The sequence below is a fragment of the Microbulbifer sp. ABF4_107 genome (genome assembly GCF_056312215.1).
Genome location: NZ_CM149983.1, coordinates 1,007,611 through 1,021,719, shown reverse-complemented (window position 1 = coordinate 1,021,719; position 14,109 = coordinate 1,007,611). Strand labels below are relative to the sequence as shown.

General features: G+C 58.0%; 15 protein-coding genes and 1 tRNA gene. 2 read left to right on the top strand and 14 right to left on the bottom strand.

Annotation, left to right across the window (positions count from 1 at the left end):
• Positions 1-2 precede the first annotated feature (2 nt).
• From ccmD to ACYX4K_RS04145, 7 genes are all read right to left on the bottom strand, one after another.
• Positions 3-239, bottom strand: coding sequence for a heme exporter protein CcmD (gene ccmD / locus ACYX4K_RS04175; RefSeq protein WP_475093367.1), 237 nt, complete (start codon positions 237-239; stop codon positions 3-5).
• Positions 240-261: 22 nt separating this feature from the next.
• Positions 262-1,017 carry a heme ABC transporter permease gene (locus ACYX4K_RS04170; RefSeq protein ID WP_475093368.1) on the bottom strand — a complete coding sequence of 252 codons (756 nt, stop codon included), beginning with the start codon at positions 1,015-1,017 and terminating at the stop codon, positions 262-264.
• Positions 1,018-1,084: 67 nt separating this feature from the next.
• Positions 1,085-1,813: a heme exporter protein CcmB gene (ccmB, locus tag ACYX4K_RS04165; RefSeq protein WP_475093369.1), complete on the bottom strand. Its 729-nt coding sequence runs from the start codon at positions 1,811-1,813 to the stop codon at positions 1,085-1,087.
• On the bottom strand, positions 1,806-2,525 hold the full coding sequence (ccmA, locus tag ACYX4K_RS04160; RefSeq protein ID WP_475093370.1) for a cytochrome c biogenesis heme-transporting ATPase CcmA: 720 nt from the start codon (positions 2,523-2,525) through the stop codon (positions 1,806-1,808). The genes ccmB and ccmA overlap by 8 nt, the downstream gene beginning before the upstream one ends.
• 33 nt (positions 2,526-2,558) lie before the next feature.
• Positions 2,559-4,367 (bottom strand): ATP-binding SpoIIE family protein phosphatase, encoded by a 1,809-nt coding sequence (locus ACYX4K_RS04155; RefSeq protein WP_475093371.1) that lies wholly within the window; start codon positions 4,365-4,367, stop codon positions 2,559-2,561.
• A gap of 16 nt (positions 4,368-4,383) precedes the next feature.
• Positions 4,384-4,698 carry an STAS domain-containing protein gene (locus tag ACYX4K_RS04150; protein WP_475093372.1) on the bottom strand — a complete coding sequence of 105 codons (315 nt, stop codon included), beginning with the start codon at positions 4,696-4,698 and terminating at the stop codon, positions 4,384-4,386.
• A 344-nt stretch (positions 4,699-5,042) separates the two neighbouring features.
• Positions 5,043-5,216, bottom strand: coding sequence for a PA3496 family putative envelope integrity protein (locus tag ACYX4K_RS04145; protein WP_475093373.1), 174 nt, complete (start codon positions 5,214-5,216; stop codon positions 5,043-5,045).
• Between the two features lie 505 nt (positions 5,217-5,721).
• On the opposite strand from ACYX4K_RS04145, the gene ACYX4K_RS04140 reads away from it, so the two are divergent.
• Positions 5,722-5,797 (top strand) — tRNA-Arg (locus tag ACYX4K_RS04140).
• A gap of 10 nt (positions 5,798-5,807) precedes the next feature.
• Here ACYX4K_RS04140 and ACYX4K_RS04135 read toward each other — a convergent pair.
• The 6 genes from ACYX4K_RS04135 to ACYX4K_RS04110 all read right to left on the bottom strand — a co-directional run bounded on the left by ACYX4K_RS04135 (position 5,808) and on the right by ACYX4K_RS04110 (position 11,594).
• On the bottom strand, positions 5,808-6,794 hold the full coding sequence (locus ACYX4K_RS04135; RefSeq protein WP_475093374.1) for an isoaspartyl peptidase/L-asparaginase family protein: 987 nt from the start codon (positions 6,792-6,794) through the stop codon (positions 5,808-5,810).
• Positions 6,795-6,879: 85 nt separating this feature from the next.
• On the bottom strand, positions 6,880-7,788 hold the full coding sequence (locus ACYX4K_RS04130; RefSeq protein ID WP_475093375.1) for a dienelactone hydrolase family protein: 909 nt from the start codon (positions 7,786-7,788) through the stop codon (positions 6,880-6,882).
• A gap of 73 nt (positions 7,789-7,861) precedes the next feature.
• Positions 7,862-9,436 (bottom strand): NADPH cytochrome P450 oxidoreductase family protein, encoded by a 1,575-nt coding sequence (locus ACYX4K_RS04125; protein WP_475093376.1) that lies wholly within the window; start codon positions 9,434-9,436, stop codon positions 7,862-7,864.
• Positions 9,437-9,496: 60 nt separating this feature from the next.
• A complete protein-coding gene (locus ACYX4K_RS04120; protein WP_475093377.1) occupies positions 9,497-10,327 on the bottom strand; it encodes a DUF4198 domain-containing protein in 831 nt (276 codons plus the stop codon).
• 75 nt (positions 10,328-10,402) lie between these two features.
• Positions 10,403-10,966: a DUF2271 domain-containing protein gene (locus ACYX4K_RS04115; protein WP_475093378.1), complete on the bottom strand. Its 564-nt coding sequence runs from the start codon at positions 10,964-10,966 to the stop codon at positions 10,403-10,405.
• Between the two features lie 19 nt (positions 10,967-10,985).
• Entirely contained in the window at positions 10,986-11,594 is a 609-nt protein-coding gene (locus ACYX4K_RS04110) for a PepSY-associated TM helix domain-containing protein (RefSeq protein WP_475093379.1), read from the bottom strand.
• 334 nt (positions 11,595-11,928) lie between these two features.
• Between ACYX4K_RS04110 and ACYX4K_RS04105 the strand changes: the two genes are divergently transcribed.
• On the top strand, positions 11,929-13,311 hold the full coding sequence (locus tag ACYX4K_RS04105) for a Na+/H+ antiporter NhaC family protein (RefSeq protein WP_475093380.1): 1,383 nt from the start codon (positions 11,929-11,931) through the stop codon (positions 13,309-13,311).
• Between the two features lie 10 nt (positions 13,312-13,321).
• Here the strand turns inward: ACYX4K_RS04105 and ACYX4K_RS04100 are convergent, their stop codons facing one another.
• Positions 13,322-14,020: an alpha/beta fold hydrolase gene (locus tag ACYX4K_RS04100; protein ID WP_475093381.1), complete on the bottom strand. Its 699-nt coding sequence runs from the start codon at positions 14,018-14,020 to the stop codon at positions 13,322-13,324.
• Positions 14,021-14,109: the final 89 nt, after the last annotated feature.

Sequence of the window (14,109 nt, the reverse complement as noted above, 5' to 3'; positions counted from 1 at the left end):
CATCAGTCAGCCAGCTCTGGCTCTGCCTGGGGCGCATGCGCCACATTTGTTGCGCGACGGCGAGCATTTTCCTGACGCACCTGACGAGCAAACTCTTTGCGCAGCACCCTTTGACGTTGCAGTGGCACGACAGCCAGAGTTACCAGAACCAGAAGCGCAACCCCGTATGATGCCCACACATAAGGGCCATGGCCATTCATCAGGAAAAAACCGGCCAGGCTGTCAAATTGAAATTCCATCGCTCGAATCCTCGTTAACCACTCAGCCCCTGGCCGGAGCTGACACTCCCATCAATTCCCGAACCCATTGGGTGCGCCCTTCCCGCTGCAATATCATGGTGCGGGTGTGCAAGGTAAGAACCCAGGCATAAAACAGATAAAAGCCCGCAATCATGGTAATCAGCGGATAGAACATGCTCGGGTCGATGGTGCTCGCTTCGGTCAGTTTGAGGGTGGCGGGCTGGTGCAAGGTGAACCACCAGTCAACGGACTTGTAGATGATCGGGATATTGACCGTGCCCACCAGTGCCAGCAAAGCGCTGGCCTTGTCGCCAGACTGCTCGCGGCTAAAGGCGCCGGACAAAGCCATCACACCCAGGTACAGGAAGAACAGGATCAACATGGAGGTGATACGGGCATCCCATACCCAGTAAGTACCCCAGGTCGGCTTGCCCCAGACGGCACCGGTAAAGAGCGCAATAAACGTCAGTGCTGCGCCGATCGGCGCCGCCGCCCGCATCACCACGAAAGACAGTTTCATCTTCCAGATCAGACCGATCGCGCCGGAAATGGCCATGATGTAATAGCCCGCCAGGGCGAGAAAAGCCGCGGGGACGTGAATATAAATAATGCGGTAACTATTACCCTGCTTGGAGTCCTGCGGCGCAAAGCCGAGTCCCCAGACAATACCAATAGAAAGCAGTACCAGCGCTGCCGCGCCAAGCCAGGGAAGCCAGGCACTGGACTTTTGATAGAACCAGCGGGGCGAGCCCAATCTGTGAAACCATTGCCAGGACAAAATACGTACTCCTATGCCCTTCTCTCAACCAATTCCCGCACCGCTTATGGAAACTGTTGGGGAAAGGTCAGTTTTCGAGACTGATTCGGATGGCTCCCGCGGACGCCAGAGGCGCAAGAGCCGCAGATGCTGCCAAGATGGCGCCAAGGATCGCTAATTGCGGCCCAAAACCGTACCCATCCAGCGCCGCCTGCACCGTTCCAGTGCCGAAGATTAACACGGGCACATACAGTGGCATAATGATCAGCGCCAACAGCAAACCCGGGCGCCGCAGGGCAACGGTCAACGCCGCACCAACTGCACCGATCAGGCTCAGGCTCGCGGTACCCAGCGCCAGGGATATAACCAGCGGCCAATATCCCGCCTGCTCCAGGTTCAACATCATTCCCAGTAACGGAGACAAGAGTGCCAGGGGCAGCCCGGTCACCAGCCAGTGCACCAAGACTTTGGACACCACCGCGAAATAGAGTGGCTGGGGCTGCAATGCCAGCTGCTCAAGAGACCCGTCTTCATAGTCGTTGCGAAACAGCGACTCCTGGGACAACAGTGTCGCCAGCAGCGCCATCACCCAGATCAGCCCGGGTGCCATACGGGCCAGCATCTCGGGCTCAGGGCCGATTCCCAGTGGCATCATCGCCAGCACAGTAACGAAGAACAGCAGCGGATTGACGATATCCGAACGGCGCCGCACCGCGAGTTTGAATTCGGTGCGAAACAGGGTGAAAAAGCCCGGTAGTCTGGACGTTGCCAGCTCATCGATTGTGCCGCGCACAGGCATTACTGAAGCCTCAGTCATTGCGCACCCCGGCACTCCCTGCACCTGCCGACAGAGAATCTTCGTCGAAAAAATCGCTGTGACGGGGCTGAAAGTCCGCCAAATTGATCCTGGTCATCGGCCGGATATCGACCGGTTGGTGAGACGTCAACAGCAGGCTGCCGCCAGCTTCCAGGTGCCTGAGCATTTGGGACTCTAGGCTTTCGACACCAGCCACATCCAGCGCTGCCAGTGGCTCATCCAGGATCCACAAGCGAGCCGAATTGGGCAGGTACAGACGAGCCAGCGCCACGCGGCGATTCTGTCCTGCGGAGAGCTGCTGACACATCAGGTCCTCAAACCCGTACAGACCTACCGCTTCGAGCGCATCATAGGCCTCGCTCTCAGCGGCACCATACCAGGCGAGATTCTCCAGAGGCGTGAGCCCCCCGCGAACGCCAGCGTGGTGACCGATATACAGCAGCTCAGCACGCATCGCAGATAACCCGGCGGGAAAAGCCTTCCCCCGCCAGCGAATATCGCCACTGAAGTCCGAGGCACTGCCGATCAAAGTGCGAAACAGGGTGCTCTTGCCAGCCCCATTAGCCCCTTCCACCTGCACCGCAGCACCGCTATTCACTGAAAAACTCAAGCCTTCAAACAATTGCCGACCATCGCGCTCACAGCACAACCCCTGTACAGACAGGAGTTCGCTGCCAGCGGCAAGCGTGGATTCATGGGCAATTAGGGTCATTTAGCACCGGCGTTGATGAAAAACTGAGCGCAATTATACCGGTACTGGCGGGGTTTGCATGGCATTGTGTTGCGATTCGATGTCTTCATCTTCACCAGGGGCAGAGGTACAACCCTCCCCCCAAGGCAGGATCGCTTCCACCCTGCTGCTTCCTGCGGAATAGCGGACTTTGGAGCATACGGTGTGTAACAGATCCAGGCCTCGACCCGAATAGATGGAGCCCGACTCCCGCACCTCGGGAAAGCCGCGCCCGCTGTCCTCGACTACCAGTGTCAATTGACCGCCGCCTTCCCATTCACGGCAACACAGCGAAATACTCACCCACCCGGCACTCAGCTGGCTTCTCCGTTCCGCCATAAGGTCGTAGTAACGGACAAAGCCATCGTCTGCACCCTTAATGGAGGAATCCAGTTCCAGCACACCGTGCTCGAGGGCATTGCGAAACAGCTCCCCCAGCGCAATGGCCAGATCTTCCTGAAAGCGGGCGGCACCGGGCATTTGTCCCAAAACACTCAGTAAGTGCGGCAACGGATCGGTCTCGCGCAGTTCACTCTCAGACAGCCGAAACTGAATTGACCAGTCACCGATTCGGCCTCCCTTGCGATCGCCGGACGCCTCCTGAGCCGGACACCCTCTACGGCGCAGTTTCGGGTCAGAAAGGTCCAGTTCCACCAGGGAAAGGTCGTCGTGCTGCTCCGCGGCATGGGCGTTGACGGCCACAAGAATCCGCTCGAATACCTGAGCCTGCGGGTAGGAGTCACCAACAGAGGGCCCCCTGTCTCGCAGCAGTGCCAGCAAGCGCGACTCCCCAAAGTGCTCGCCTTTACCATTGCGCGCCTCATGAATACCATCGCTCCACAGGAACAACCGGTCTCCCGGGAGCACCCGAATATTTACGATCGCCGAATTGATCTGATCTGAGGAGAGGACCCCGAGAGGCAGATGCCGGGACTCCAGTAACTGCAAGCTCCCATTGGCGCGCTTGAGGCAGGGGCTCGGCATACCGGCATTGAGCAGACGCAGGTGTTGGCGCCGCGGATCAAACTCCAGCATCACCAGGCAGCAGAACATCTGGCGAGGCAGAATATCGTACAGCTTGCGATTGATTTCCTTGGCGACTCGGCCAAACGAGAAACCTCGGGGAATCATCGAATAGAAGATCGAGGTGAGCGGTACCGCACCCACCGCGGCGGCAAGACCATGCCCGGCAAAATCGCCCAGCATCAACACCAGCTTGCCGTCCGGGGCGTAAGTGGCTGCCAGTAAATCCCCGTTCAGTACGGCGCGGGGGGAAAGGTGGTAGCGGATGGCCGGGGTGTCGTCGAGACAACTCTCATTACCCAGGTTGCCAAAAATTTCCCGGGCATTGGCCTGCTCTTGCAAGAAGTCCGCATGGTGCCGGCGCAGACGGTCGCGCTGGGCCATCAGCGAGCGGCTGAACTCGCAGAACCGGCGGATGGAAGCAAGTTTTAACTGTACCAGGCGGGAACTGTAGGGCTTGGTGAGAACATCGTCGCAATCCGCCAGATTGACAATGCCGGAATCCGAATCCTGCATCCCCTGCACCGCCAGAATTGGTACAGGTTCCACCCCCATACACTGGCGCAACTGGCGCACGGCTTCCGCTTCCGTCGCCCGTGCCGCATTTGGCCCAAAAATCAGAAGATGGGGGACAAATTCATCATACGCACGCAGGGCCGCTTCGGCACCGGACACACACAACGTTGAGGCCGGCACCACACACCCGGCCGAGCTTCGATACTCCCAGTGCTGGATCAATTGCCGCAGCTCACCCGTTTCTTGCTGGTCGCTTTCGATGATGAGTATGCGGAAGGCGGGCATGACAGAAGTGCGGCATTCAGCGGATGCTGAATATACGGTCAAAGTTGGAAACGGTAAGAATGTGGGCAACGTGAGCGTTGGCGTTCATCAGCTCAACCGTGGGCTGTTCCCCGTCTCGACCGGCCTCTACACAGTAGTCACGCAAGAGCAGCAACATACCGAGGGCGGCGCTATCGAGATGATCTGTGGCCGCCAGGTCCACCAGAAAGACCTTGGGTACGGGGATCGCATTGCGATAGGCCCGCTGAAAATCCCGGTGAATATTGAAGTCGAAGCTCCCGGTGATACGAATCACCAGCTCCTCGCCACCTTCGGAAACTTCCGAGCTCACACGGCTCTCGAACCTTTCGGAAATCACCATTTGAACGCCCTATATCCTGCTGCATCCTGACTGTTGCAGAACCTGTTGCCGCCAATATACACCCCGCCGCAGAGCGTGCAAACTGGTTGCGAACGAGTCGACTCATACCTGAGTCGCACATATCCGACACACAACGCCAGACAGGCGCGGCCACCTGCGCGTTTCAAGTGCCCTGCCTCCAGAAAAGCCAAAGGGTGCCAATGGCACCCTTTGGCGGTTCCTGCTCAATTCATGCACCATGCAGCGAAGCAGGGATGATCATCTATTCCGGGAAGATCCCGGTGCGAGGTTTTGGCCTGAGATTCCGATCCCGATCAGAAGTCGTACTGGTAGTCCATCAACTCCCTTCGCAGACGCATTTCTTCCAGCCGGTCTTCCACCAGCCGACGTGCGTCACGGGGACTCTCTGGGGTATAGAGCAGACTCTCTTCAAGAGAGGAATCAGATCCATCAAAATCCATGTCATTTTCGATAACGTTGCCGCTCATAGAAAACTCCACAATCTCGATCTGCCAGGGCAGAAACTCTTTGTCTGTTTTTGTTGTGCAATCGCAGATTAGCCAGCTCCGGCTTTTCCGGTCAAGCAACTTTTTAGCTACTCAGCAAGGTTTTTCCTCGGGTTACACCAGCCATCCTGGCGATACCCAAAGCCGTGAGAAGAGCGATCCTCTCCCCTGGGTAGCTGGCGCCAAAATAACGGCAAATTGTTACCAATTTGCGAAATTTTTCCGCAGTTTTCACAGAGTTCGGAAACGGCCGAAAAGGGAGCAGTGAGGTAACTCTATTTGGGAAAAGCGTTACGCTAGGTGACAGTATAACTGCCGAGCAAAATTGATCCGAGGTATCACCACGGATCCAAGGGATGGCTTCTCCTCGCCAAAGACCGGCAGAGGCATCAGGCGAGCGCCATGACAGAACCGCCAACAGCCGCTAGAATGGCCACCCTTCCAGCCGGACACTCTCAGTATCCAGGCTTGGCACACCAAAACAAACGCCCCCGTCGGTTAACAGGATAAACCACGGACCTCCTAAGTCCGGACTGCAGGTTCGAGTCCTGCCGGGGGCGCCAGTTCTCGCGTTCAGTCTTTTTCGAATATTCCGATGACCGGGTCCTGACCCGCCACCCGACTGGCCCGATACATCCCCTTGGTATTGAAGGTCAGCGCGATGTTGCCTTTCCCATCCAGTACAATCACCCCGCCGGTACCGCCTACCGGCAGCAGAATATCGTTGATCACCTCGTCTGCAGCCTGGGCCACGGACTTGTTCTGGTATTCCACCCGGGTACAGATATCTGCGGCGACGTTGTAGCGGATAAAATATTCCCCGTGGCCGGTGGCGGAGACTGCGCAGGATTTGTTGTCGGCAAAGGTGCCGGCACCGATCACCGGGGAGTCGCCGATACGGCCGTAGCGTTTGGCGGTCATGCCGCCAGTGGAGGTGCCTGCGGCGAGATTGCCCTCCTTGTCCAGGGCGACTGCGCCTACGGTGCCCATGCGGTAAGGTTCTGGCAGGGCTTCGACCGCGGCCCGATAATCCTTGTCCTGCTTGTTTTCCTTATCCAGCTTTTCTTTGGCCCGCTCCAGCTGCTGTCGGCGCTGTTCGGTATCGAAGGTTTTGTTGTCGACCATGGGCACGCCGCGGCTCTTGGCAAAATCCTCGGCGCCCTGCCCAGCCAACATCACAAAGGGGGAATCCTCCATCACCATCCGCGCCAGGTTGATCGGGTTGGCAATATGCTTAACCCCGGCCACAGCGCCGGCCTGTCGATCGCGGCCATCCATGATGGAGGCGTCCAGTTCGTGGGTGCCGTCGTAGGTGTAGACAGCGCCCTTACCGGCGTTAAACAGGGGGGAGTCTTCGAGAATATTGATGGCGGCGACCACCGCATCCAGGCTGGAGCCACCTTTTTCCAGTACTCCGTAGCCGGCATTGATGGCTTCCTCGAGTTTACTGCGGTAGGCCCGTTCCTTCTCCGGAGTCATGGAGGATTTTTCAATGGTACCGGCGCCGCCGTGGATGGCGATGGCAAATGGCGCAGCATCGGGCTTTTCCGCCCAGGCCATCGCGCTAAACAATACCGAAACTACCACGAAACAATTTATGCATTGCCGCATCACTTTTCAGCCTCCAGGGGTTACTTAACCCAAACTAGACTAGACGCTTGGCGAATAAGCCGAGCATTTCTTCCCAGGCGCGCTCCGCCTGGGCCTGGTTGTAGGCCATGGAATCCGGTGGGCACCAGCCGTGCATGGCGCCCGCGTAGACTTCCACCGTGGCATCAACATCTGCCGCTTTAAAGGCTTTGCGCAATTCGTCTTTCGCTTCCGGCTGGCGCTCATCGTCGTTTTCGGCAATGGCCACGAGGAACCCGGCTTTGATTTCCGGGATCAGGCGATGCGGGCTGTCGGGAGCATCCGTCACCAGGCGACCGCCGTGAAAGGAAGCCCCGGCGCCGAAGCGATCCGGCATGGCGGCAGCCAGGCGGAAGGTGTAGGAGCCGGTCATGCAGTAGCCCGCGGTGCCGGCTTTTTTCGCCGGATCGACCGACGGTTGCTTGTCCATCCAGGCGATAAACGCCTTGCCGTCGGTAACGCAGGTCTCGGGGGAAAGCGTGCCGGCCAGCTCGCGACCTTTGGGGAAGATTTCTTTGCGCAGTTCCGGGCCGATGATTTTCGCATCGTCCGGTACTAACTGGCCTTTCATGGTGCGGTAATAGGGATTCACCACCAGCACCGAGTAACCGGACTGCGCCAGGCGCTTGCCCATCTCGCGGAAAGCTGGGCGCATACCGAAAATATCTGGCCACAGGATGACCGCCGGATGGCGGCCTTCGGTGGGGTGTACGAAATAGCAGTCGGCCTCGCCATCCGGTGTCGGCACAGTGACTCGGTTTTCGCTGACTTTTACGCTGCTCTCGGCAGAGACGGACCATGGCAACATGGCCAGCAGGCCAGCACCAATACCCAGGCGCCCAAATCCGCGGCGGCTTACCCCTTTGCCGAGTCCGTGTTGCAGAAAATAGGCCTCTGCATCTTTGGTGTTCAGCTCGTCACACATACCCGACTCCCTTTCAAATGGCCTTGAGAGTGGCCGTTATTGATTTCACTGAACCCTACTGGAAATACCGAACTCAGTACAGATCCCGGCGGTAGCGACCGCTGTCGAGGAGCGATTCCACTTCGTCGTCGCCCAGCAGTTGCCGCAGAACACCATCCACGCCCTCGCCCATGCCGCTGCGGTTTCCGCAGATATAAATATCCGCATCGCGGGAAATAAATCCACGCAATTCTGGCGATTGCTGAGCTAGGAAATCCTGCACATAACCGGGGCCATCGGTGTCAGCGCGGGAGAAAATTCGATCACAACGGGCAAGCGTGCCCTGCTTCAGCCAGGTCTCCACCTCGCGGGCTAGCGGGCGATCCGCATCCGGGCAGCGCTCGCCAAACACCATCCACACCGGGCCAATACTTCCCTGCGAGGACGAAGAGCGCGCTTGTGCGGCTCGCTCTGCTAGTTGCGCACGCAGTCCGGCGAGACCGCTGCCGGCGCCGATCAACAGTAGTGGGCGACTGTGATCCGGAGTGTGGCAATTGCTGTTTTCCCGCAAACGCCCGCCGAAAAGCTCCCCAGACTCACAAAACTCCGTCAGCCAGCCGGAACCCAAACCGAGGTTGCCACTGACATCGGACTGTTGACGCACGATCAGCTTGAGGACTTTTTCGGAGTGACCCGAAGCAACGGAATACTCCCGCATCGGCAACAGCGGAAACTCGGAGAAATCGCCGCACAGCAATTTTTCCCGATTAAAACTCCCATCCGGCAGCGCGCGCTCACGCAGCCAGGCCTGCAGTGTCTGGCCACGCCCGCCAACCACGATCCATTCATTGGCATCCAGCTGCTGCTGGGCAAGCCAGTCCGCCACCACCGCGCGAGGCTGGCGTGGCTGCAGTTCAAAAACATCACCGGCACGCCATTTGGGCCAGTCGCTAACGGCACGCAGGGTCAGTTCAAACAGGGGGGCACCGGGACTGCCGGAATTCAGCAATACACGTTCGGCCAGACGCCACCAGATAACCGGCTTTTGAACCGGCTCAATCACGGCGGACTCGGTGGCGGATGACTGGCGGAACCAGGCGGGCATGGCGCTGGCAACACCGCTGGTGTCATCGAGGGCACTGTCGACTTTATGTAACGGTTCCAGGGCTTTTGCCCCCAGCTTCGCCATGCCATCAAACATCAATTGTCCGAAGGCACAGAAGCGCTCGTAGGTGCTGTCACCCAGGGCGACAACGGAATAAGAGAGGTGGGAGAGGTCCAGTGCCGCCCCACCACCGGCCAGGTTGCCTTTTGCCAGGAATGTTCGGGCAAAGCGCTGGCCGTTGTCCGGCGCCTCCCCTTCACCATAGGTGGCCACCACAAACAGCGCCTTGCGCGCGGTTTGCAGGGTTTCTGAAGAAACCTGACTGAGCGGCAGTACGGTCACCGGTTGCGATGCGCTCAGGTGGTCCGCACTCTGGCGCGCCAGGGTGGCGGCGGTGCCACTTTGACTGGCGTACGCAATCAAAACACCGCCGTCTGCTTGCGACTGCTGCTGACAACGAGTGCTATGTAATGCGCGGCGGTGCTGCACATACAGAAATACAACCCACAGGAGCCAGAGCAGTGTGCAGCCAAAGGCAAGTGCGATGCGCTGAGTTTCGGTCACTGGCTGGCTCCCATCACCTCTATATCTTTCGCTCTTTTTACCGCTCTTTCTACCGCTGCTTTACAGCGGCAGGACTTCAAAGGTCGCGGAGTAAGAGCCGCTGCGCACGGTCGCCGGTGCATTGGCTTTCGAGTCTTCGTATTCCGCTTCCATAAAATACTGACCGGCGTTCGGCCAGGTCACATTAAACAGCCCCTTGGCATCCGCCTGTACTTTGATTTCCTCCTGGGTATCGCGGTAACGGCTGCCACCGGGGATCAGTACCACTTCGGCACCTTTTGCCGGCTCACCATCGATCAGCAGCTTGAAGCTCGCCGCTTCGCCGGCGTAGAGGTCGTTGGGGTGGGTAACGGGTACCAGCTCCAGGCCAACACCTTCCGGCTGCAGTACGTCGTTGGTGGGCGCACCGGCAGTGACAAAGGTTTCGATACGGCGCGAGCTCTGAGTGACACGCAGGTCCTTCGCATCCTTCGGCACAGCGGTTTCGAACTCGGCGTCGTTGGCCTGCTGACCGCGGCCCGGCCACATTTTGCGTTTGCCTTCCGCATCTTTCCAGAAGGCGCGCAGGCCGGAAGAAGCGAGGCCGATCTTATAGGTACCCTCTTCCTTCAGTTGCACGTCAAAGGTGGAGCGGTATTTGCCTTTGGCGGCATTTTCCAGAGCCACTTTTTCACCGTTCGGTGCGGTCGCGGTAACGGCATCAACACCCATCGCTACGTGATCCGGGAAGAAAATGGTGTTGGAAACGGCCGCATCGAAAGTCACATAGGGATCATCACCAGACAGCACGGTGCTGCTCGGCAGAATCCATACACGGTGCGCTTCAGCCTGCATGGCAACGCCGGCGGCCATCAGGCCTGCGATCAGTACGCCTGTGAAATTCTTTTTCATGTGTATGTCCTTTTCAGTCTTTAAAGATTCAGTCTTAACTATTCGGAGTAGGTTTCGCTCAAAACATCCGGAGCATTAGGGCAACAGCACAACACGCACGTTACCCAGTTCTTCACTACCTTTGGCCGAGAGTGGCAGGCTGGATTTTTCCAACGGCCAGGTCAGCGGGATTTCCACCAGCTCGCGACCGCCCACTTCACGGGCTGCCTCAACCCGCAAGCGGTATTTGCCCGGTGCCAGTTTGGCGAGATCGCTCTCGGCAATGGCCACTTCCAGTGCGTGCTCGCCGGGGCCGTAGGTTGCGGAGGTAATACCGTCAACAGGGACATCCAGCGCGCGGCCGCCGCGGCGCCACCACTGGCGCAGATCCTTCAGCCATTTCTCGCCTTCGTTATTGCGCATTTCCAGGTCGTACCACACGGCAATCTGGGTTGCGCTGCGGGATTCATCTTCCAGCCAAACCGCCACGTACGGCTTGTGGTATTCCGCCACGTTCAGACGCGGAATTTCAATGCTTACCTGCAGGCTTTGCGCTTGTGCGCCCATGGCCAGGAACAATGCTCCGAAGGCCGCGATGCCGCTCAGGCGTTTAAATAACGTTCTTTTAATCAGCGCTCTTTCAAACAACTTTCTTTCCATGATTTTTCCAAATTAACCGTCAGTGAATAAAAACCAGTGCAATTACCAGGGGGATCAATACCCCCAGTGCCGTAATCGGCCAGGTAGAAACTCGTCGGGAAGACTGCTGCCACAGCAACCAGAACCCCGTCAGGCAAAACACCACGCAGGCAACCGCGAAAATATCCAGGTACCAGCGCCAGGCGGTGCCGGTATCTCTCCCTTTATGTAAATCGTTGAAATAGGCAATCCAGCCGCGGTCGGTGCTTTCGTACATCAGCTCACCGCTCTCGATATCCATTGAGAGCCAGGCGTCACCTCCGGGCCGTGGCATGGCGAGATAAAGCTCGCCACTGTCCCATTCGCCGGCACGCGTGCGCGGCACATGAATCTGGTATTCCGATGCCAGCCACTTTTTCAGGGACACCGGCAAGGGCAGCTTCTCACCGTCCTCGGCGTTCAGCGCGCTCAATTCCTGCAATAGCGCATCAGGCACCTGGCCTTCATGGCTAACGATTTTTGGCGTCGCGGGAATTTCAGCGGCGTGGTTCAGGGTGATCCCGGTGATAGCGAACAGCAGCATACCGACCAAACAGACAGCGGAACTGATCCAGTGCCACTGCCGCACCGACCCAAAAGAAATAGCCACTATGGTTTCGCCCCCGAAACTGCCCGATTTTTATACGAAGTTTTGTAAATCTGCCCCGATAGCACTCCCGTGATGGGGCGCGTATATCGAGGGCTCTGCAAGAAGTTATCGCAAACTCAAAATGATAATCGATCTCATTAACGACTTCAAAGCGTAGCGGCCCACAAAATCGTAAAATTCTGTAAAGACAAGATCCGTACCGGATTCCAGTTTTCCTATATAACGAATTGTGACCAGCCGAAGGCGGTAAGTTCCTAGCCCGAGGCCTCTATACTGTTTAGAATCCGCACCCTTTCGATCGCCCCCACCAAATCCAGCTGTCAAAGCGGTATCAATGACATATCAATCCGTGGAGCAGGCGCCGGCCTCCCCTAACACTTTGTCCCCCACCCCATCGGCACTTGCCCTGCTGCCGCTACTTCTGTTCCTCACGCTGTTTGTTGGGGCCGGCCTCTGGTATCAGTCCCAGGGCATTGAGATGGCCTTCTATCAGGTATCCGCACCGGTGGCGATTCTGCCGGCCATTGCCCTGGCTATCCTGCTCGCCCACGGCTCCCTGAGCCGACGTATCGATACCTTTATCCAGGGTGTTGGTGACCCGACCATTATCACCATGGTGCTGATCTACCTGCTCGCCGGCGCGTTTGCCAGTGTGGCCAAGGCCGTTGGCGGTGTGGATGCCACGGTGAATTTTGGCTTGAGTGTCATTCCACCCACGCTGGTTCTGCCCGGGTTGTTTCTGATCACTGCTTTCGTGGCGACGGCCATGGGCACCTCCATGGGCACCATCGCTGCCATCGCTCCTATCGCAGTCGGCCTCAGCGATGCGACGGAATTGCCGATGCTGCTTACCATCGGCACCGTGGTGGGCGGGGCCATGTTCGGTGACAACCTGTCGATTATTTCCGACACCACCATCGCCGCCACCCGCACCCAGGGCGTAAAAATGCGGGATAAATTCCGCATGAATCTGCTGATCGCCCTGCCCGCCGCGGTGGTTGCATTGATCTGGCTGTACTTCTCCGGCACGACCGCGCAGGTCACGGCACCGGGGGACTATGAATTGATTCGGGTGCTGCCCTATATCGTGGTGCTGGTGCTGGCAGTCAGCGGCGTGAATGTACTGCTGGTTCTGTTTATCGGGATTCTGCTGGCGGGCGCCATTGGGCTGGGACTGCAGCCGGACTATTCCATCGCGGCTCTGTCCAAGGATATTTACGCGGGCTATACCGGTATGCAGGAGATTCTGATTCTGTCGCTGATAATCGGCGGACTCGGCGCTCTGATGCATACCGGTGGCGGACTGGCCTGGCTGGGCCGACAAATCGACCGAGTCAGTCAACTTTGCAGCCGCGGTAAACCCGGGCGCAAAACCGGCGAGCTGGGCATCAGTACCGCGGTGGCATTGACCAACGTCTGCACCGCCAACAATACCGTCGCTATTTTGTTAACCGGCCAGCTCGCAAAAGAGATGGCCAACCGCTACGGCGTGGATCTCCGTCGCAGCGCCAGCCTGCTGGATATTTATTCCTGCACCGTGCAGGGATTGTTACCCTACGGTGCACAGATACTGCTGGCATCGTCTCTGGCAAAAGTCTCGCCGCTGGCACTGGCGGGCAGTATTCACTACTGCTGGCTACTGGGGATCAGTGCGTTGATTTCCATTTTGACCGGGCTGTTCAGCAGCCGGTCTACAGGAAAGCCCGCGGCACACTAAAACTAATTCGTTATCTGTGCTGATCCAGCCAGCGCCGGATGGATTCCGCTAACGCCCGTGGCTGCTCCAGCGGAATCATATGGCCGCACTCTCCAATCAGCTGAAGTTCGGCGTTGGAAATGGCTGCCGCCAGCTCTTCTGCTTCTTCCAGTGATCGCAGGGCATCGTTTGCGCTGGCGATCACCAGTGTCGGACAATCAATTGCTGACGCCGGAACCTGAGAGCGATCCAACGCGGATTGCGTCGCCAGCGCCTGGTAGCCCAAGCGGCGACTCATTTCCTTGATCGTCGCAATCAAAGTCTTGTCTGCAGCATTATCCGGGTGCAGCGAATGGGCGATGGTGCTGTTGCTCAGTCCCCGGAATCGCTCCGGGTTTAGCGCTTGCACCGCCTGCATTTTCGTTTTCCTCTGCTGCGCGGTGTCGTCACGCAGGGAGCTGGCAACTAGCACCAGCGCTTCCACCCGCTCCGGAAAATCCGCGGCCAGTTGTCTTGCGATATAGCCACCGAGAGAGAAACCAATCAGGACAAATCGCTGTGGCAAGCGGTCGGCAATGTCGGCCGCCATATCGCGAATGGTTGGCCCGTCACCGAGGGATGCGGTATGAACACTCCAGTCTCGGGGCAGATAATCCCGAAATTCATCCCACAGTGTTTCATCCAGCATAAAACCGGGAATAAGGGCAATTGCGGGGGCGGCAGTACGCACGGGGCTCTCCATTCAAAAATATAAGTGTTTAGCAGGCTACCGAAATACCCCTGACGTGGTCTGAAGCGTGCAGCTGTTGTGCCTTGTCT